This window comes from Methylorubrum sp. Q1, from assembly GCF_004683995.1.
Taxonomy (GTDB): Bacteria; Pseudomonadota; Alphaproteobacteria; order Rhizobiales; family Beijerinckiaceae; genus Methylobacterium.
Genome location: NZ_SRHQ01000034.1, coordinates 1 through 19,399 on the forward strand (window position 1 = coordinate 1; position 19,399 = coordinate 19,399).

At 68.3% G+C, this 19,399-nt stretch carries 20 protein-coding genes, 1 tRNA gene and 1 pseudogene; 15 read left to right on the plus strand and 7 right to left on the minus strand.

The features are described 5' to 3' along the window. Positions 1-365 precede the first annotated feature (365 nt). The 4 genes from E4V01_RS22970 to rpmF all read left to right on the plus strand — a co-directional run bounded on the left by E4V01_RS22970 (position 366) and on the right by rpmF (position 3,208). Complete coding sequence (locus E4V01_RS22970) at positions 366-908, plus strand: gluconokinase (RefSeq protein WP_135299963.1); 543 nt, start codon at positions 366-368, stop codon at positions 906-908. A gap of 8 nt (positions 909-916) precedes the next feature. Continuing rightward, a complete protein-coding gene (locus E4V01_RS22975) occupies positions 917-1,720 on the plus strand; it encodes a Cof-type HAD-IIB family hydrolase (RefSeq protein ID WP_135299964.1) in 804 nt (267 codons plus the stop codon). 245 nt (positions 1,721-1,965) lie between these two features. Further along, complete coding sequence (locus E4V01_RS22980; RefSeq protein ID WP_135299965.1) at positions 1,966-2,862, plus strand: transglycosylase SLT domain-containing protein; 897 nt, start codon at positions 1,966-1,968, stop codon at positions 2,860-2,862. 157 nt (positions 2,863-3,019) lie between these two features. Beyond that, complete coding sequence (gene rpmF, locus E4V01_RS22985) at positions 3,020-3,208, plus strand: 50S ribosomal protein L32 (RefSeq protein WP_003601373.1); 189 nt, start codon at positions 3,020-3,022, stop codon at positions 3,206-3,208. A gap of 82 nt (positions 3,209-3,290) precedes the next feature. Here rpmF and E4V01_RS22990 read toward each other — a convergent pair whose 3' ends face one another. Next, positions 3,291-3,539 (minus strand): hypothetical protein, encoded by a 249-nt coding sequence (locus E4V01_RS22990; RefSeq protein ID WP_135299966.1) that lies wholly within the window; start codon positions 3,537-3,539, stop codon positions 3,291-3,293. A gap of 262 nt (positions 3,540-3,801) precedes the next feature. After that, entirely contained in the window at positions 3,802-4,413 is a 612-nt protein-coding gene (phaR, locus tag E4V01_RS22995; protein WP_135299967.1) for a polyhydroxyalkanoate synthesis repressor PhaR, read from the minus strand. 325 nt (positions 4,414-4,738) lie between these two features. Here phaR and E4V01_RS23000 point away from each other — a divergent pair, with 325 nt between their 5' ends. From E4V01_RS23000 to E4V01_RS23010, 3 genes are all read left to right on the plus strand, one after another. Continuing rightward, positions 4,739-5,923, plus strand: coding sequence for an acetyl-CoA C-acetyltransferase (locus tag E4V01_RS23000; RefSeq protein WP_003601364.1), 1,185 nt, complete (start codon positions 4,739-4,741; stop codon positions 5,921-5,923). A 258-nt stretch (positions 5,924-6,181) separates the two neighbouring features. Then, the gene (gene phbB, locus E4V01_RS23005; RefSeq protein ID WP_135299968.1) at positions 6,182-6,910 is read left to right on the plus strand and encodes an acetoacetyl-CoA reductase; all 729 of its coding nucleotides are present in this window, start codon (positions 6,182-6,184) and stop codon (positions 6,908-6,910) included. Positions 6,911-7,064: 154 nt separating this feature from the next. Further along, entirely contained in the window at positions 7,065-8,036 is a 972-nt protein-coding gene (locus E4V01_RS23010) for a lipid A biosynthesis lauroyl acyltransferase (RefSeq protein WP_135299969.1), read from the plus strand. 13 nt (positions 8,037-8,049) lie between these two features. On the opposite strand, the gene E4V01_RS23015 is transcribed toward E4V01_RS23010, so the two are convergent. The 5 genes from E4V01_RS23015 to E4V01_RS23040 form a co-directional block, all read right to left on the minus strand. Then, positions 8,050-8,481 (minus strand): adenylyltransferase/cytidyltransferase family protein, encoded by a 432-nt coding sequence (locus tag E4V01_RS23015; RefSeq protein WP_193763286.1) that lies wholly within the window; start codon positions 8,479-8,481, stop codon positions 8,050-8,052. A 92-nt stretch (positions 8,482-8,573) separates the two neighbouring features. Beyond that, positions 8,574-9,593 (minus strand): CDP-glycerol glycerophosphotransferase family protein, encoded by a 1,020-nt coding sequence (locus E4V01_RS23025; RefSeq protein WP_060770804.1) that lies wholly within the window; start codon positions 9,591-9,593, stop codon positions 8,574-8,576. A gap of 194 nt (positions 9,594-9,787) precedes the next feature. Continuing rightward, a complete protein-coding gene (locus E4V01_RS23030; protein ID WP_135299971.1) occupies positions 9,788-11,044 on the minus strand; it encodes an aminopeptidase in 1,257 nt (418 codons plus the stop codon). A 77-nt stretch (positions 11,045-11,121) separates the two neighbouring features. Beyond that, positions 11,122-11,415 carry a DUF2218 domain-containing protein gene (locus E4V01_RS23035; RefSeq protein WP_135299972.1) on the minus strand — a complete coding sequence of 98 codons (294 nt, stop codon included), beginning with the start codon at positions 11,413-11,415 and terminating at the stop codon, positions 11,122-11,124. A 368-nt stretch (positions 11,416-11,783) separates the two neighbouring features. After that, entirely contained in the window at positions 11,784-13,235 is a 1,452-nt protein-coding gene (locus tag E4V01_RS23040) for an FAD-binding oxidoreductase (RefSeq protein WP_135299973.1), read from the minus strand. A gap of 222 nt (positions 13,236-13,457) precedes the next feature. On the opposite strand from E4V01_RS23040, the gene E4V01_RS23045 reads away from it, so the two are divergent. The 8 genes and pseudogenes from E4V01_RS23045 (at position 13,458) to E4V01_RS23080 (ending at position 19,387) form a co-directional block, all read left to right on the plus strand. Continuing rightward, entirely contained in the window at positions 13,458-14,153 is a 696-nt protein-coding gene (locus tag E4V01_RS23045) for a fumarylacetoacetate hydrolase family protein (protein ID WP_135299974.1), read from the plus strand. A 47-nt stretch (positions 14,154-14,200) separates the two neighbouring features. Beyond that, a complete protein-coding gene (locus tag E4V01_RS23050; protein ID WP_193763287.1) occupies positions 14,201-14,677 on the plus strand; it encodes an NUDIX domain-containing protein in 477 nt (158 codons plus the stop codon). 104 nt (positions 14,678-14,781) lie between these two features. After that, positions 14,782-14,856 (plus strand) — tRNA-Gly (locus E4V01_RS23055). Between the two features lie 147 nt (positions 14,857-15,003). Continuing rightward, positions 15,004-16,092 (plus strand): annotated as a pseudogene (locus tag E4V01_RS23060) (IS3 family transposase). A 609-nt stretch (positions 16,093-16,701) separates the two neighbouring features. After that, entirely contained in the window at positions 16,702-17,583 is an 882-nt protein-coding gene (locus E4V01_RS23065; protein WP_135299975.1) for an STAS domain-containing protein, read from the plus strand. 4 nt (positions 17,584-17,587) lie between these two features. Next, complete coding sequence (locus E4V01_RS23070) at positions 17,588-17,992, plus strand: STAS domain-containing protein (protein WP_135299976.1); 405 nt, start codon at positions 17,588-17,590, stop codon at positions 17,990-17,992. Continuing rightward, entirely contained in the window at positions 17,973-18,377 is a 405-nt protein-coding gene (locus E4V01_RS23075) for an anti-sigma regulatory factor (protein ID WP_060770811.1), read from the plus strand. Before E4V01_RS23070 ends, E4V01_RS23075 begins: the two co-directional genes overlap by 20 nt. 2 nt (positions 18,378-18,379) lie before the next feature. Next, entirely contained in the window at positions 18,380-19,387 is a 1,008-nt protein-coding gene (locus E4V01_RS23080; RefSeq protein ID WP_135299977.1) for a SpoIIE family protein phosphatase, read from the plus strand. Positions 19,388-19,399 lie beyond the last annotated feature (12 nt).

Genomic DNA, 19,399 nt, shown 5'->3' on the forward strand with positions numbered 1-19,399 from the left:
CCCCGACACCGCCGTAGCGGTGAGGAGAGCAATGGCTAGAGCGCGCATTCAGGCCGCCTGACGGTTTTTCTCATCGGGGTGGGTAGCCGAAACCGGTCAAGCTGTCCGTGGCGAGGCCGCCACACCGGGCCGGGGAGCACCGAGCGGGGACGCCTTTCCCCGTAGCCCACACGGATCCCGCCCTCATCGGGGACGCGGATCGATCGAATCGAAGGCAGGGGGAGAAAGGGCAGAGGATGGTCCCGACGCCGAAATCCACTACCTGTCTGCGTCCGGCCAAGCCGGCGCCGCCCCATCCACGACGGGGCAGGGCGTCCGGCGCAGGCCCGCATCGCTCTTTCAAGGCGTTGGATGCAAGGCGTTGGATGACCGCTTCCCGATCCTCTGCCCCGACCGTCCTCGTGGTGATGGGCGTCTCGGGCTCCGGCAAGAGCACGGTGGCCGCGCTGCTGGCCGAGCGGCTCGGCTGGATCTTCGCCGACGGCGACGATTTCCACACGCCCGAGAACATTGCCCGGATGCATGACGGGCTCCCGCTCGACGACGCGGCGCGTCAGCCCTGGCTCGGTCGCATCCGTGCCTGGATCGACGCGCGAATCGCGGCCGGAGAGAACGCCGTGGTCGCCTGCTCGGCCCTCAAGCGGGCCTACCGCCGGGCCCTGATCGGCGATCCCCAGCGGGTGCGCATCGTCTTCCTCGACGGGAGCCGGGCGGTCATCCAGGACCGGATCCGGGCGCGGCACGGCCATTTCATGCCGGCCTCGCTCCTCGACAGCCAGTTCGCCGCCCTCGAACCACCCGGCGCGGAGGAAGACCCGATCACCGTCGGCATCGAGGAGGGGCCCGACGCCATCGTCGCGGCGGTCGCCACCCGGCTCGACATCCCCGCGGGCGACATCTGCGCATAGGAGAGAGTATGGCCATCGCCCTCGTCGTCTCCGACGTCGACGGAACGCTCGTTACCGACGACAAGCGGCTCACGCCGGCTGCGATCGAGGCGGTGCGGCGGCTCGGCTCCGCCGGGATCGGCTTCACCCTGGCCTCAAGCCGCCCGCCGGCCGGCCTGCGCCACCTCGCCGAGGCGCTCGATCTGCGGCTGCCGCTGGGCGCCTTCAACGGCAGCACCGTCTGTACGCCCGATCTCCGGCCGATCTCGGAGCGGCTGATCCCCGAATCGGTCGCCCGCGAGGCGGCCGCGCGCCTCGACGCGGCCGGGATCGACCTCTGGGTGTTCGCGGACAGCGCCTGGAACCTGCGCGACGACCAAGCCCCCTATACCGACCTCGAGCGCCGCACCTTGCAGACCGAGCCGAGCGTCGTGCCGGACCTGTCGCCCCTGCTCGGCCGCGCGGCCAAGATCGTCGGCGTGAGCCGCGACCATGCCGGGCTCGCGCGGCTGGAAGAGGCGCTCGCGGCGGAGCTGGACGGGCGGGCCGCCGTGCATCGCTCGCAGCCCTACTACCTCGACGTGACGCCGCCCGGCATCGACAAGGGCAGCTTCGTCGCCGATCTCGGCCGCCAGCTCGGCCTCCCGCGGCAGCGAATCGCTACGCTGGGCGATGCGGCCAACGACATCGCCCTGTTCCGGGAGAGCGGATTGTCGATCGCCATGGGCAACGCCGCCCCCGCGGTCCGGCAGGCGGCCTCCTCGGTGACTCTGGACAACAACGAGGACGGTTTCGCCCGCGCGATCAACCGGTTCGTGTTCGGAGACGCCTGAAATCGGCACGGGCGGCTCGGCGGAGGGCTGTGCCCCATCTGCGACAGGGCCGGCGCCGCGGGCATCGGCATCCGCAGGGATTTGCCCGGACTCCACGTTCCCGCCTCATTTGGCCCCGACCCAGGAGAAACAAACTGAGCCGTAACGAGTGATCCTCGCCCGGCTCCCGCGGCACCCACCCGCTCGAGAGCGGGTCGCCGGCCAACGGGAGACGGAGCGCGGCACCCAAAACGACCGGGTCCCCCATGCGTCTTGTCCTCGCCGCCCTTCTTGCCGCCGCCCCGGCGTCGGCCTTCGCCCAGGAGGCGGCACGGGACAACATCGATGCGCTGATCGCCGAGCAGGCGCGGGCCAACAAGGTGCCCGAGGCGTTCGTCCATCGCGTGGTCAAGCGGGAGAGCAACTACAACGCCCGCGCCAAGGGCGGCTCGGCGCTCGGCCTGATGCAGATCAAGCATGCCACCGCCCGCGGCCTCGGCTATACCGGCGACGCGGCCGGGCTCTACAATCCCGAGACCAACCTGAAATACGGCATCGCCTACCTCGCCGGCGCCTACCGCGCCGCCAAGGGCGATCTGGAACAGGCCTACCGCTACTACAATCGCGGCTACTACTACGCCGCCAAGCGCCTCGGCATCGACGCCACCCCGCCGGATGACGCGGGCACGACGACCGTCGCCACCGCCACGCCGCCCGCCGGCGCGAATGCCCGGTCCGCGAATGGCTTCGACGGCATGTTCGCCCTGCGCGGCAGCGCGCCCGCCGGGGGCGCCCAGCATGCGCTGGCCTACGCCGCGCCGGGCCCCGGCCCGACCGACGCCGTCGAGGTGCCGCTGCCGCCGCGTCGCCCGACCGCTCTCTCCGCCGAGCCTGTGCCGGTCGCGAGCCTGACGCAGCCCACCGCTCCGCAGCCGCAGGCCCCCATCCCGGCGCAGGTCGCTCTCCAGCAAGCCGCCGCCCCGCAGGCTGCCGCAACGCAGGCGATGGCCGCCGTGGACGCCGTCGAGGTGCCGCTGCCGCCGCGCCGCCCCTCCGAGACCGCGCTCGCGGCGATCCCGCGTCCGGCGATCGCCGTCGCGGCGCGCAAACCGGCCGAGCCCGCTCCGATCCTGGAGGCCTCGGCCGCCGCCGTCACGCCTTGACGCGATGGCCTGTCCATAGAGAAGCCGGCACTCTAGCCAGTCGCCGTTCCTGCGGTTATACAGCCCGCCTCGAATCTCCGTTACTCAACGCGGTGCCATCGGCGATCCTCAGACATGAGGATGCCTTGGGCGCCCTTTTTGCCTGAGGTACACTCCCATGGCCGTTCCGAAGCGAAAGACCTCCCCCTCCCGCCGCGGCATGCGCCGCTCGGCCGACGCCCTCAAGGCCCCGACCTATGTCGAGGACAAGGACTCGGGCGAACTGCGCCGTCCGCACCACATCGACCTGAAGACCGGCATGTACCGCGGCCGTCAGGTGCTGAAGGTGAAGTCCGCCGAGGCGTAGGGATACCGCCCGAGCGCCGACCGCCTTTCTCGGGCCGCGACGGCGCGACGGGTGTCCTGCCAGCGATGTGAGGAACCGGCCGTCAGGCCTGTTTTGCGAAGGCCGCATTCCGCGCGTAGAGCGCGGTTGCGGCCTTCGTGCGTTCGAGGCGCGCGGGCCGCAAGGCGGGATCGGCGCTGACGATCAGCTGGGTCAGAAAGCCCGCCAGCGGGCGGCCTCCCCGGATGCGGGGACCGGCGTTGCTGGGCGCTTCGGCAACGAGGGCGCGCGAGGACGAGTCCGGGCGGACGCCATGGTCCTGATCGGCACAATCGGTCTCGAAACGGTCCATTCGCGTCAAACCTCCGGCCTCGCACGCGCTCTCGTGCAAAGCCGGGGCCGACGTTAACCGGATCTTAACGATCTGTCTCGCGCCACCGGAGCACCATCCCGCAAAGCGGCTGCCGGCTCCCGGAAAAGGTGATGCGAAAACAAGAGCCTAGAGCATCGTCCCGGATCTCGTATCCGGGACGATGCTCTAGGCTTGAAAGAGAGCGCGGGCTCGCCGGCCTCGTCCGGCCGGACGCGCGGCAAGCGTCCTTCGGGACGAGGCCCTACTTGCGCGCCAGCGATTCGAGGCGGGCCTGCATCTCCGCCATCTGCTTCTTCAACTCGTCGAGGTCGGTCGGCCCGCTGACGGCGGGCGCAGGAGCAGGGGCGGAGGGCGTGGCGGGCATCGTTCCCGTCGGCGGTCCGCCGGGGCCGAAGCCGCCGGTGAACATCTTCATCGCATCGCCGAAGAAGGTCATGTTGGCCCGCACCTGCTCCTGCAGCGCCTGCTGGAAGGCGGAGGGGCCGAAGCTCTGGGCCATCTTCTCGCGAAGGCCATCCTGATCCTTGGCGAAGTTGGCCATGGAGAATTCGAGGAAGCTCGGCACCATCGTGCGCATGCTGTCGCCGTAGAAGCGGATCAGCTGTCGCAGGAAGGCCACCGGCAGCAGGTTGTCGTCGCCGGCCTTGTTCTCCTGCTCGAAGATGATCTGCGTCAGCACCGAACGGGTGATGTCGTCGCCCGATCGTGCGTCGTAAACGATGAAGTCTTCGCCGTTCTGCACCATCGTCGCGAGGTCTTCGAGCGTGACGTAGGTGGATGTGCCGGTGTGATAGAGCCGGCGATTGGCGTACTTCTTGATGACGGTCTGATGCGCCCTGCCGTTCTCGGCCATCGTTGCGACACCTCCCGCTTCGCTCATGAGTCTGCGCAACGCTCAACGCTCCGCCATGATCGGCTGCCCGCCTGCGCCGGCAGGGCTCTACATTCGTCGGAACCAACCTTAAGGCTTTCGCGACGCGGCGAAAACAGCAATTTATCCCTGTCCCCGTCAAATCCGGCGCAAGCGAGCGCGGCCGTCCGTGCGACGTTCCGCCCATGTTGTCCGTAAGCACGCTTGACTTCGTGAGGTGTGCGCTCTTCATCCGATGAACGGCAGGCCGCGCTCCAGACATTCTGGTCTACCAAATATCGCGCCGCCGAATGAGGAGAACGTCACGATGGCAGCCAGTGAAGATATCGTCATTGTCGGAGCGGCGCGCACGCCGGTCGGCTCGTTCGCCGGCGCCTTCGGTTCCGTGCCGGCCCACGAACTCGGCGCCACGGCGATCAAGGCCGCACTGGAGCGGGCGGGCGTTTCGCCGGACGACGTGGACGAGGTGATCTTCGGCCAGGTGCTCACCGCTGCCGCCGGGCAGAACCCGGCCCGTCAGGCCGCCATCGCCGCGGGCATCCCCGAGAAGGCGACCGCCTGGGGCCTCAATCAGGTCTGCGGCTCGGGCCTGCGCACCGTCGCGGTCGGCATGCAGCAGATCGCCAACGGCGACGCCAAGGTGATCGTGGCCGGCGGCCAGGAATCGATGTCGCTCAGCCCGCACGCCCAGTACCTGCGCGGCGGCCAGAAGATGGGTGATCTCAAGCTCGTCGACACCATGATCAAGGACGGCCTGTGGGACGCCTTCAACGGCTACCACATGGGCCAGACCGCCGAGAACGTCGCCCAGGCCTTCCAGCTCACCCGCGAGCAGCAGGACCAGTTCGCGGTCCGCTCGCAGAACAAGGCCGAGGCCGCCCGCAAGGAAGGCCGCTTCAAGGAAGAGATCGTCCCCGTCACCGTGAAGGGCCGCAAGGGCGACACGGTCGTCGACACCGACGAGTACATCCGCGACGGCGCCACCGTCGAGGCGATGGCCAAGCTGAAGCCCGCCTTCGCCAAGGACGGCACCGTGACCGCGGCCAACGCCTCGGGCCTCAACGACGGCGCCGCCGCGCTGGTGCTGATGTCGGCCTCCGAGGCCGAGCGCCGGGGGATCACGCCGCTCGCCCGGATCGTGTCCTGGGCGACCGCGGGCGTCGATCCGAAGGTGATGGGCACGGGCCCGATCCCGGCCTCGCGCAAGGCTCTGGAGAAGGCCGGCTGGAAGCCTGCCGACCTCGACCTGATCGAGGCGAACGAGGCTTTTGCCGCCCAGGCGCTGGCCGTGAACAAGGACATGGGCTGGGACGACGAGAAGGTGAACGTCAATGGCGGCGCCATCGCCATCGGCCACCCGATCGGTGCCTCCGGCGCCCGCGTCCTCATCACCCTGCTGCACGAGCTGAAGCGCCGCGACGCCAAGAAGGGCCTCGCCACGCTCTGCATCGGCGGTGGCATGGGTGTCGCCATGTGTGTCGAGCGGGTCTGAGCGACCGGCTCCGGGGAGGGCGCTCGACGCCCTCCCCACACCAGACCTCAAGCTGAATTTGACGAAATCAGCTTGAGGGTTTGTGAAATTTAAATGCGATGCGGGCCCGCGGTCGCCCGGATAAACAGGCGGGGATGGCGCGCGGCGCCCCGCCCCCGCGAAGGCGGTGACAGGATCGTTGCCCTGTCCGCCGCACGCCTAGCGGGTGTTTCGCGAACCGGCTTAACAATAACCCGATACGGGACCACGGAGGAAACTATGGCTCAGGAACGCGTCGCCCTCGTCACGGGCGGAACGCGCGGCATCGGTGCCGCGATCTCCAAGCGCCTGAAGGACAAGGGCTACAAGGTCGCCGCCAATTACGGCGGCAACGACGAGGCGGCCAACACCTTCAAGGCCGAGACCGGCATACCGGTGTTCAAGTTCGACGTCGGCGATCTCGCGAGCTGCGAGGCCGGCATCAAGGCGATCGAAGCCGAACTCGGCCCGATCGACATCCTGGTGAACAATGCCGGCATCACCCGCGACGGCGCCTTTCACAAGATGACCTTCGAGAAGTGGCAGGCGGTCATCAAGACCAACCTCGACTCGATGTTTACCTGCACCCGTCCGCTGATCGAGGGAATGCGCTCGCGCAATTTCGGGCGCATCATCATCATTTCGTCGATCAACGGCCAGAAGGGCCAAGCCGGCCAGACCAACTACTCGGCGGCCAAGGCCGGCGTGATCGGCTTCGCCAAGGCACTGGCGCAGGAGAACGCCGCGAAGGGCATCACCGTGAACGTGGTGGCCCCCGGCTACATCGCCACCGAGATGGTGATGGCGGTGCCGGAAGACATCCGCAACAAGATCATCTCGACGATCCCGACCGGCCGCCTCGGCGAGGCCGACGAGATCGCCCACGCGGTCCAGTATCTCGCCAGCGACGAGGCCGGCTTCGTCAACGGCTCGACGTTGACGATCAACGGCGGCCAGCACTTCGTCTGATCGACCGCCAAGCGCCATTCCGTCCGGAGGCCGCCGATCCGCTCAGACGGGTCGGCGGCCTCTGCCGTTTCGCGGCAAGCGTGCTCGCTTGGCCGGAAAAAATACTTTATGCCGCCTGGAAACCTCCACCGATTGCTCTCTGAATGAACCGGCTGTGCTGCGCCTCGCGCTGATCCTGCAGCGGAACCTGCCTCGGCTGGCGGGTCTCGCGACCATCCCGCTGATCCGGGCGGTGTTCCTGCTCGCGCGGATGCTCGGCACCGACCGGGCGAGCACGGCCGGCGGCCGGCTCGCTCGCCTCATCGGCCCGTTCCTGCCCTCGCACCGCACGGCGATGGACAACCTGCGCGCGGCCTATCCGAAGGAGGACGAGCGGCGATTGCGGGCGATCGCAGGGGAGGCGTGGGACAATCTCGGACGCACGGGCGCCGAATACGCTCATCTCGACACGATCTTCGATTACGACCCGGAGAACCTCGCGACCCAGCGCATGGAGGTGCGCGGGCTCGAACAGTTCTTCGCGATCCGCGACGACGGCCGGCCGGGGCTTATTTTTTCGGCCCATCTGGCCAACTGGGAGCTGCCAGCGATCTGCGCGGAGAAGTTCGGGCTCGAGACCACCGCGGTGTTCCGGCCGCCGAACAATCCGGCCGCCGCCCAGCTCGTGCAGGAGGTGCGCCGCAAGACCATGGGGGGCTTGGCGGCCTCCGGTCCCGGCGCCGTCTTCGCGATGCAGGGCGTGGTGGAGCGCGGCGGCCATCTCGGCCAGCTCATCGACCAGCACTTCACCCGCGGCGTCGTGGTGCAGTTCTTCGGCCGGCCAGTGCTGGTCAACCCGCTGCTCGGCAAGCTCGCACGGCACCACGATTGCCCGGTCCACGGCGCGCGCGTGGTGCGCAAGGCCGGCGGGCGCTTCCTGCTCGAACTGACGCCGCCGCTCGACCTGCCCCGCGGCCCCGACGGGCTGATCGAGGTTCAGGGCGCGATGCAGGCGATGACGCGCGTGATCGAGGGCTGGGTGCGCGAGCATCCCGGCCAGTGGCTTTGGATGCACCGCCGCTGGCGGCCCAACATGCTGCCTAAGGCGAAACCCACTGAGGGGCCGCTAGAATCGTCCGCGTCGTGACCGCACCCTGCGTCTAACCGGCGGTCAGGCGTTGGCGCAGGAGCGTCGAGGAGATGCCTGGGGTATAGGGTACGACCGCGCGCATCGCTTCAGGCAAATCGGCGCAATCGGCAAGCTTCGTGGCCAGTTCGGCCTCGTGGGCCGCGCCGAACGCGTAGAGGTCGTAGCCGAACCGCGCCATGAAGGCGCGGTCGATCACGCGGGGACCGTCGGTGACCACTGCATCGACCCAGCGGCAGGCCGCCACGATCTCGACGCGCTCGACCAGGGTGAGAACCGGCGGGCGTCCCTTGTAGGCCGCCACCCGCGCGTCGGGGACGACGCAGACCGTCAGTCGCCCGCCCAGGGCACGGGCCGCGGCGAAGAAGCGGACATGGCCGGGATGGAGCAGATCGACCACGACCTTGGCGTAGACGGACGCGCCCGTCGTTCCCGCTCCGCTCATGCCCGTCGTTCCCGCTCCGCTCATGCCCGTCGTTCCCGCTCCGCTCACACCCGCTGTTCCCGCTCCGCTCACACCCGCTGTTCCCGCTCCGCTCACGCCCGGCCTCCCTCCTTCAGGATTTCGTCCACGGCGGCCGCCACCCGGACGCGGGCGCAGCCGTCGGTGAACGCACCGAACAGAGCCGCCCGGCGGGCGAGGCGCGCCACCTCGTACCGGTTCGGCTCGGCGAGGGACCGGGTCACCGCCGCACGCAGCGTGTCGACCTGCTCGACGCGGGGACCGATGTCGCGCCACTGCCACTCGATCCCCTCCGCGTCGTAACTCAGCGGCGACGCGAACCGTTCGGGATTGTCGATGAGCACGATCGGGCGATTCAGGGCGAGGTAATGGAAGATCGCGCTGGAGGCGTCCGAGATCATCAGGTCGGCCCCGAGCAGGGCGGGGATCAGGTCGGAATCGGGCGGATGCAGCACGACGTTCGCGTGCCGCTCGGCGAGACTGCGCCACCTTTCGATCAGGTCCGGCGCGCTGACGGCGATATGGGGATGGGGCTTGATGACGATCCCGATCCCGGCCTCGTCCCCGCGGATCAGCGCGACGAGATCGTCGCCGAGCATCTCGGCCGATGACAGCAGCGGCGTCCAGGTTGGGGCGTAGACGATACTCACCGCGCAACCGGGGACCCGGACACCCTGCGCGCGCGGCGTGTTCCGGAACAGGAGATCGCTCTGGATCAGTCCCGTCGGAAGATAGGCCCGCCGCGGCACATGCCCCTGCGCGGTGAGGCGCTCGGCGATCGCCGCACTCGCGACGCAGACGTAATCGGCCGCGTGATACGCCATGGCCGGACCGTTCTTGCTGATAAGACCGTGCCCGACATGCAGGATCGTCGCGTCGGGCAGGCTCCGCCGCAGGACGACCGCCGTGCCGGCATCCGCGACGATGACAAGGTCAGCGCCCCGGCCCGCTGCCTCCTGTCCGTCTTCGAAAGCCGCCATCGAGAGGCGCACGACGTCATGGCGGGCCGAGAGCAGATCGGCGAGCGGATCGAGGATGGGGGCGTGCCACGCGTACTGGTCAATGACCAGGATGGAGAAGGTACCCGCTGTCATAGCCCGCCGTCCCGGCCTGATCCTCGCGCCGGCCAACGGGCCCCGTCACACTGGGAGGCGCTGTCCGCTCGGGCTCGCTGTCCACCATCGTTCGCACCCGTTGCAAGACCACCGGAACCGACGCCACGGGACCGGTGAGGAAGGGTCCGAGACCGAACGTGGTCTCGGCCGATCCTGCGTCGAGGACAGGCGCGTCAGACCCACTCGCCGCGGCGCATCACCGGCACCGCCTCGCCCGAGGCGGTGAGGCCATCCACGTCGATCTCGGCCGAGCCGATCATCCAGTCGATATGGATCAGGCTGCGGTTGGCGCCGCGCTCGGCGAGATCCGCCTCGCTCAGACCGTCGCCGCCGTTGCGGAAGCATTTCGAGTAGGCCTGCCCCAGGGCGATGTGGCTCGCGGCGTTCTCGTCGTAGAGCGTGTTGTAGAACAACAGGCCCGAGGCCGAGATCGCCGAGGAGGCGGGCACCAGGGCCACCTCGCCGAGGCGGGCGGCGCCCTCGTCGGTGTCGAGTACCTTGGCGAGCACGTCGCTGCCGGTGCGCGCGTTCGCCTCGACGATGCGCCCCTCGGAGAAGCGCACGCGGATGTCGTCGATCAGGGTGCCCTGGTAGGAGAGCGGCTTGGTGCTGGCGACGTGCCCTTCCACCCGCGCCCGGTGGGGCGTGGTGAACACCTCCTCGGTCGGGATGTTGGCGTTGCAGACGATGCCGTTCTTGGCGGTCGTGGCACCGCCGCACCATTCGTGATCGTCGGCGAGCCCCACGGTCAGGTCGGTTCCGGGGCCACGGAAGCGCAGGGCGGAGAAGCGGGCGCCGTTGAGCCGCTCGGTGCGGCGGCCAAGATCGCGGTTATGCGCGCCCCAGGCCGCGACGGGGTCCGGTCCGTCGATGCGCGAGGCGGAAAAGACCGCGTCCCAGAGGCGCGCGACCGCCTCGTCCTCGGGCAGGTCGGGGAAGACCGTGCGCGCCCAGGGCTTGGTCGCGGCCGAGACGATGGTCCAGTTAGTGGAGAAGCCGGCGATCAGTTCCAGCGCCGGCACGTAGGCCTGCGAGCGCGAACGGTTGGCGCGGGCGACCTTGGACGGGTCCTGCCCCGCCAGCAGGGACGGGTCGTCGCCCGAGATCGCGAGCCGGGCCGCTCCGCTCCGGTAGGCGTCCGCCATGCCGGCATAGAGCCAGCCGGCGGCCCGGTCGAACGCCTCATCGGGCGCGTGGGCGAAGCGCGCCAGCGTCGCGGCGTCGTCCGCGTAGAAGGTGGTGACCAGCGCGGCGCCGGCCTTGTAGGCCTGCTCGGTGATGGCGCGGGCCAACGGGACCGCTTCGAGCGGCGCCGTCATCACCAGTTCCTGGCCCGCTTTCAGCCCGAGGCCGACCCGCACGGCGACTTCCGCCAGCCGGTCGAGGCGCTCGGTAAAGGGGAGGGCGGCCGTGCCCGGCGTCTGGCTCATGGAATAGGTTCTCCAGGCTGTCTCGCCGCGCGCCGTCTTCCCGGCCCGCAACCGATCCCGTCAGACCGATCCCTGGCTCAAGCCGCGCGCGACCACGTGATGTCACCCAGATTTTCGCGGAAGGCAAAGCGCAGGAGGTGGTCGGAGACGACATTCTCCAGCCGTGTCAGGCCGGCCGGGTCGGGCGTGGCCACCTGCATCACCAGAGCGTCGGGGCTCGCCTCGAAGGTGCAGATCCGGTCCTCGCCGAACGGAACCCGGCCCTTGTCGCCGTTCTCTTCGACCGGGAATTTGTGGCTCCAATGGCGGCAGAGCTGCTTCAGGTAGCGACTGGCTTCCGCGGTCGGCACCCGGGCCTGTGAAACGGGCATCAATGGTCTCCTTCGAAGTCGGTGCGGACGGGACGCGTGTCCCAGGATGCAGGCCGGACGACGCGCTCCCACCGCCCGCCGTTGCAGCGCGTCACCTGCCAGGAAGAGCGCACCGCACTGCAGTATGTGGAACGAGCGCCTAAAATCGTCATGCGACGAAACCGAGGCGGACCGCTCCGCCACCGGTCCCGGTAGAGGGCGATTGTCGGGTCGCAAAGGTTAACGATCTCATCATCCGGGCATCATTCCGGTTGCGCGCAAGGCTGATTCCCGGCCCTGTGACCCGGATCATGCAGCCATCTTGTGCGTTGCACAACAACCCGCCGAGGCCGGTACGCGTTCCCGCGTGCGCCCCGTCACACCCGTTTTCAGACCGGGAGAGCCGGCGGCGGATCGTCCGAGAGGGCCACCACCTTGCCCGGATTGAGCCCATCGTGTGGGTCGAGGGCGGCCTTCAAGCGGCGCATCAGGTCGAGGCCGACGGGGTCGGCGGTGCGGGCGAGTTCGTCGCGCTTGATCAAGCCGATGCCGTGCTCGGCGGCGATCGAGCCGTCCATGCGCTCGACGATGCCATGAACGATGGTGTTGAAGCGGCCCCACTGGCTCAGGAACTCCGCCTTCTCCATGCCGACCGGCTGGGTCAGGTTGAAGTGGATGTTGCCGTCGCCGAAATGCCCGAACGGGCAGGGGCGCAGGCCCGGCATTACCGCCTCGCAGGCCGCACTCGCCTCGTCCAGGAAGTCGGCGAGGCGCGAAAGCGGCAACGAGACGTCGTGCTTGATCGAGCCGCCCTCCGCCTTCTGCACCTCGGGCAGCAGCTCGCGCAGGCGCCACAGGGCAGCGTCCTGCGCCGCGCTGGCGCCGATCACCGCATCCTCGACCCCTCCCGCCTCCATCGCCTCGGCGAGCAAGGCTTCCATCTCGGCACGGGTGTCTGAGCCGGGCCGGGGCGAGGACAACTCCACCAGGGCGTAGGCGGCATGGGAGCCGGAGAGCGGCGGGCGCACGTCGATGCCGTGTCTCAGCACCATCTCCAGCCCGAAGCGGGGGATGTACTCGAAGGCCGTCAGCCCGCGGTCGGCGCCGGCCCGGAGCTGCGCGAACAGGGCGAGCGCCGCCCGCGCCGAGGCGAGGCCGACGAAGCCGACGCAGGTCGAAAGGGGCTTGGGGTACAGCTTCAGGGTCGCGGCGGTGATGATGCCGAGCGTGCCCTCCGAACCGATGAACAGGTGCTTGAGATCGTAGCCGGCGTTGTTCTTGCGCAGCGCCTTGAGCCCGTTCCAGATCCGTCCGTCGGCGAGCACGACTTCGAGCCCGAGGACGAGGTCGCGGGCATTGCCGTAGGCCAGCACCGCCAAGCCCCCGGCATTGGTGGCGAGGCCGCCGCCGATCCGCGCGGTGCCCTCCGCCGCCCAGGAGAGCGGGAACAACATCCCCGCCGCGTCGGCGGCGGCCTGCACATCGGCGAGGATCATGCCGGCTTCCACCGTCATGCTCGCGCCGAGGGGATCGACCGCGCGCAGCCGGTTGAGGCGGTTGAGGGACAGCACGATCCCGCCGAAGGGCACACCGCCACCGACGAGGCCGGTATTGCCGCCCTGCGCCACCACCGGCACCCGCGCCTCGGCGCAGGTTCGCACGGTGAAGGCGACCTCCTCGGTCGTGCGCGGCGCCACGACGGCCAGCGCATGGCCGCGATAGAGCCCGCGCGACTCGACGAGATGCGGCGCGAGATCGGCCGGATCGGTGCGCACGTGCCGACGGCCGAGCCGCTCGGAGAGGGTGGCCAGCAGGCGATCGTGGGAGAGGGGAGCGGTCATCGATGGATGGCGGAGGCGGGGACGAACGAAGGCGTCGTCCGGCTCAGATAGGCCGGGGGAACGGCATTTGCACCGAGGGCCGAGGATGGGGGAAGGGGAATGCTGGGAAAGGTATGCGGGGCAATGGCACGCACCGGGCGCTTGCGGGTTCTCCTTCCGCAGCGGATCGCCGCCCGATCCGACCGTGTTTGCCGTCCCACCGAAGACGAGGCTTGAGGCGCTATGCTGTCCGTGATCCCGAACCCGCCGCGCACGGCGCTGCCGATCCACGGCAGCTCCGACCTGTTTCCCGTGCGCCGGGTCTATTGCGTGGGCCGCAACTACCGGGCCCATGCCCGCGAGATGGGCGCCGACGAGCGCGACCCGCCCTTTTTCTTCCTCAAGCCGGCCGACACGCTCCAGGTCGTGCCCGAGGGCGTGACGGTCGAGCATCCCTATCCGCCCCGCACCGAAAACTACCATTTCGAGGTGGAGCTGGTGGCCGCCCTCGGCCGGGGCGGGCGCGACATCCCGGTGGAGACCGCCGGCACCCATGTCTACGGCTACGCGGTCGGCCTCGACATGACCCGGCGCGACCTTCAGGACGAGGCCAAGCGGCAGGCGCGCCCCTGGGAGCTCGGCAAGGCGGCGGATTTCTCCGCCCCCATCGGCGCCCTGCGGCCGGCGGGCGTCATCGGCCACCCCCGCTCCGGCGCGATCACGCTGGCCGTCGATGGTGCCGAGCGCCAGCGGGGTGACCTCTCTGAGATGATCTGGTCGGTGCCGGAGCAGGTCGCGCTGCTCTCGACCTATTTCGAGTTGCATCCCGGCGACCTGATCCTCACCGGCACGCCCTCGGGCGTCGGGGCCGTGCAACGCGGCCAGACCATGAGCGCGCGGATCGAGGGCGTGGGCGCGATCGCGCTCAAGGTCGTGTGAGCGAGCCGGGGCGCGACGGGCGAAGCGCCGCCATCTACAAGGCGGGCATGATCCCGAATCTCGACCGACCCTGGCTCCACCGCTTGTCCCTGCGGGTCGCACTGTTCACGCGCGGCATGACGCTGGGCGTCCGCGGCGTCGCCATCGACGGGCAGGGGAGGGTGTGCCTCGTGCGCCATACCTATGTCGCGGGCTGGCACCTGCCGGGGGGCGGGATCGATCCGGGCGAGAGCGGCCCCGCCGCGATGGCGCGCGAGTTCCGCGAGGAGGCCGAGATCGTGGTGTCGCCCGATGCCCCGCTGCAGTTGCACGGCTTCTTCCTCAACCCAGGCGCACTGCGCCGCGACCACATCGCCGTCTACATCGTCCCGGCCTTCACGGTGACGGGCCCGAAGCGGCCGGACCGCGAGATCGCCGAGGCCGGCTTCTTCCCCCTCGACGCCCTGCCGGCCGACACCACCCGCGCCACCCGCGCCCGTCTCGACGAAATCCACGGCGGCCAGCCTCCGGCCGAGCTTTGGTGAGCCGCGCAAAAAATTCGACCTCGGCGCTTGCATCCCCGGCCGGGATAGTGTTTACCAGCGCCACCGACGGACGCGCCCACGGCGCCGGCCAGACGGACAAGAGAGCGGGTGTAGCTCAGGGGTAGAGCACAACCTTGCCAAGGTTGGGGTCGAGGGTTCGAATCCCTTCGCCCGCTCCAGTTTTCCCAACCATACGAACGACTTACAAGGCCGCCATCGCGCGGCCTTTGTCGTGTTTTCGGGTCGGGTGACCCTGCACCGCCACACTGGTCCGCGCCGAGCGCAGGTTTTTCGGGCATCCTGAACCCTGAAGGAGGGCGGGTGCCATGCCTCGCAAACGCTTCACGACGAACGGATCGCCTTCGCCCTGCGGCAGGCGGAGAACGGTGCAACGGTGGACGAGGCCTGCCGGAAGATGGGCGTGTCCGAGCTGACCTTTTAACGCCGGAAGAAGCCGTTCGTCGGCATGGGCGTGCCGGAGATCCGGCGGCTCAAGCAACGGGACGGCGAGAACAGCAAGCCGAAGCGGCTGGTCGCCGACCAGACGCTGGACCGCTCCATGCTGCAGGATGTGCTCAAGCGACCGTGGTGAGGCCCGCCGTTCGCCGCGAGGTCGCCGGTCACTTGCAGGTGGCCCATGGCATCAGCGAGCGTCGGGCCTGTCAGGCTGCCGGCTTTGGCCGCTCATCGCAGCGCTCCGATCCGCAGGTGGCGCTGCGGATGCGGCTGAAGGGGTCGGCCGCCGCGCAGGTCCGTTACGGCTACCAACGGCGGCCCATTCTGCTGCGACGGGAAGGCCGGAAGGTAAGCCACAAGCGCACCGACCGGATCTACCGGCACGAGGGCCTGTCGATCCGGCCCAAGCTGCCCAGGCGCAAACGGGCCTGGCGTGATCGCCAGAGGCGGCCGGCGATCGGCGGGCCGAATGAGGTCTGGGCCATGGACTTCATGTCCGATCGCCTGTTCGACGGGCGTCCGTTCCGGCTCTGACCGCAATCGATTGCCACACGCGAGAGGCGCTCTCGCTGACACTGAGAGCCAACGTCCGCGCTTTCCAGGTGATCGAGGCGCTGGACGCCTTGGTCCGGCTGCGAGGACGCCCCAAGAGCCGGCCGGTCGACAACGGGCCGGAGTTCGCCGGGCGCATGCTCGACCCATCGGCCGAGATGAATGGGGTCGAGATCGACTTCTCTCGACCGGGTAAGCCGACCAACAACGCCTATATCGAGTCGTTCAACGGCCGCCTATGAGCGGAGTGCCTGAACGCCTCGCGGTTCCTGTCGCTCGCGGATGCCCGCGAGCGCATCGAGGACTGGAGGTGCCACGACAACGACGATCGACCCCACACGGCCCTGGGCGGCTTGACGCCCCGAGCCCTCGCCAACCAAGCTGTCACAGCCCGAGAACTTGCGTAGGCGGTGGACCACAAACGGGTTCAACTCCACCGCGGCCTTCGACTTCCAACTTACCGACCTTGGCATCCAGGGGCCGACCGACGCGGACAAAGCGCGCCCTAACCCTCTCAGCGATCAGCTCCGCTCGTTGTGGACGGAGAGCGCCTGCTACTGAAGAGATTACACTGCCAATGCCTGACCGCGTTCTATCGCATTGAGCATTGCGAGGTTCGCAACTTCCCCATTCGACACCACAGGATGCACAGCATCGCCCCGCCACGCGGCCCCAGCAATGCTTGGTCAGGAGCGTATGGGTCCGACACGGAACCGGACGGCTTTCGCTGTCTGCGATCAAAGCAATCAATTCAGGCGCCCACCCGCAAAACTCGACTGCAGCCTACGCAGTGGCGCTCTCGGTGTCGGCGAACTCGCTGACCTCTGCTTCATCAGTCGGACCGCGCAACTGACATATGAATGGATGACACCACCCAAGCAAGTCGGGCAAAAAATTTCGCGACCAGGAATAAAATTCTCAGAGGGCCTGTTCATCATCGAACGTGACTATCGGCGCCTTACGGCGTGGGCTAGACGCATGGAACGAAATAGGATCAGGCCCAAGGAATTATCTGAATGGCGATGGACGGCACCGAGGTCCTGATCAAAACGGTCACCAGCGAGGAAGCGGCGATCCTCGACGCATGGGTCGCGCTTCTGAAGGCTGGCGGCGCGCTTCAGACCGGTCGTATCCGGGAGGCCGAGCTTGAGACGCAGGCCAAGTCGGTGCTCGGGCAATTCCGCCGAGCGCTTGCCTCAGGCAGCACTGACGCGACCGAAGACGCCTATACTTCATTGTGTGAAAGCCTTGCAGACATCTCAAGGTCCCGTGCCATCCAGGGCTTCACTTCAACCGATACCGCTTCCTTCGTGTTCTCGCTCAAGGAGCCGATCTTCGACGCCCTGAGCCGGGCGTCCGGGAAGGACGCCGCACAGGTGACGGCCGGCATCTGGTCGGCGAGCAAGGTGATCGACCAACTCGGCCTCCACACGATGGAGGTCTTCCAGCAGAGCCGCGAGGAGGTGATCGGGCGCCAGAGCGAGGAGATCGCCGAACTCTCGACGCCAGTCGTGCGGCTCTGGGATGGAATCCTCGCGCTGCCCCTGATCGGCACCCTGGATAGCGCCCGAACCGGCGTGGTGATGGAGAACCTCCTCCAGGCCATCGTCGATGAGGAAGCCGAGATCGCCATCATCGACATCACCGGCGTGCCGACCGTCGACACGCTGGTGGCCCAGCACCTTTTGAAAGCCATTGCCGCCGCTCGCCTGATGGGAGCCGACTGTATCGTCTCCGGCATCCGACCCCAGATCGCCCAAACGATGGTCCACCTCGGCGTGGAGCTAAACGTGATCTCGAAGTCCACCCTGGCCGATGCCTTCGCCCTGGCGCTTCGCAGGACGGGCCGCAGCGTCGTGCGCAAGGCGCCTTCCGCGTCTGACGAGAGCCGTCGCTAGCGCCATGGACCGCATTCCGATCCTCAAGCTGGGCGGCGCGCTCATCGTCACCATTCAGGTCGACATGCACGACCGGCTCGCCGTCGCCCTGGAGGAGGACCTCACGGCGATGATTTCGCGCACCGGCGCGCGGGGCGTGCTGATCGAAATCTCCGCGTTGGAGATCGTCGATTCCTTTATAGGGCGCATGCTCGACAACATCGCATCGGTCTCTCGCGTCCTCGACGCAGAGACTGTCGTCGTCGGCATGCGCCCCGCAGTCGCTATTACACTGGTCGAACTTGGCCTGACGCTATCCGGAATCAAGACGGCCCTGAACGTTGAGCGCGGGATGGCGATGATACAGGCCCGGCTCAACGAGGAAGACGCCGAAGGCCTGAGGAGCACTCGTGGCCGTTACGAGGACTGAGCGCAAACCAATCCACTCCGGTGACGATGTCGTGCGCGTCCGCCAAGCCGTCCGCACCTTTGCGGTCGAGGCCGGCTTTGGCTTAGTCGATCAAACCAAGATCGTCACCGCCGCAAGCGAACTCGCCCGCAACACGTTGGACTACGGTGGCGGCGGCGAAGTTCGGATTGAGATTCTACAGGTGGGCCGCCGCCGTGGCGTGCGCCTGACATTCGAGGACGAGGGCCCGGGCATCCCCGACATCGGACTTGCCCTTACCGACCACTACACCACGGGAGGCGGCCTGGGCCTTGGCTTGAGCGGCGCCAAACGCCTATCCAATGAGTTTCATATCGAGTCGACCGTCGGCATCGGGACACGCGTCATCATCGCGCGCTGGAAATGAGCATGATCAGCGTCACCGTGACGGAGGCAAGCCAGGTTGCAGAAACGAGGCGCCGGGCAAGCGGGGTCGCCCTCTCATTAGGATTCGATGAGACTGCGGTCGGCCGTGTCGCCATCGTCGTGACAGAGCTTGCGACTAACCTCGTCAAATACGGGACCAACGGCGAGATCCTCATCGGAATCTTTGAGGACGAGACGGGTACGGGCGTCGAGATACTGGCGCTCGACCGTGGCACCGGGATCTCCGACTTGGCGGCAGTGCTACGCGACGGCTATTCCACCGGAGGCAGCCCCGGCACTGGCCTTGGTGCTGTCAGGCGTCAGTCCCAAGCCTTCGATATGGCCGCGTGGCCAAACAGAGGCCTCGCTGTGCTTACGCGGATCACGAGTACAGTCAGCCGGGCCTCATCCGTGGCTCTCGGTCCGGTTCCACATTTCGGAGCTGTAGGTGTGCCTTTGCGCGGCGAGGCCGTGAGCGGGGACGCTTACTGCGTCCGTCCGCACGGCAAGGGGTGGACCGTGCTGGTTGCCGACGGTCTCGGACACGGACCTCTGGCCGCACAGGCCTCAGATGCGGCCGTGCGCGTGTTTCGCGCGCACGATCATGAGCCTCCGGGTCGCATCCTTGCGTCGGTTCATGCAGGCCTTGGACATACTCGCGGCGGAGCGGTGTCGGTGGCGCGCTATGACGCCGATCGTGGGACGCTGGTGTTCACCGGCATCGGCAACGTCGCGGGTGGCGTGATCACCGGTGGCGTGACCAAGCGCCTCGTTTCCCTGGCCGGAACCGCTGGCCTCGTCGCCCGCCGCATCCAGGAGTTCGAGTATCCCTTCACCCCACAAAGCGTTCTCGTGATGTGCTCGGATGGTATTGGAACAAGCTGGTCCCTCGAAAACTACCCGGGCCTCGTCGGCGCACATCCCACCCTCATCGCAGGCGTAATCTACCGCGACTTTGCGCGGGGGCGCGATGACGCCACTGTCGTGGTCGCCAAGGACCCGGCATCGTGAAGTGGCCTCTCG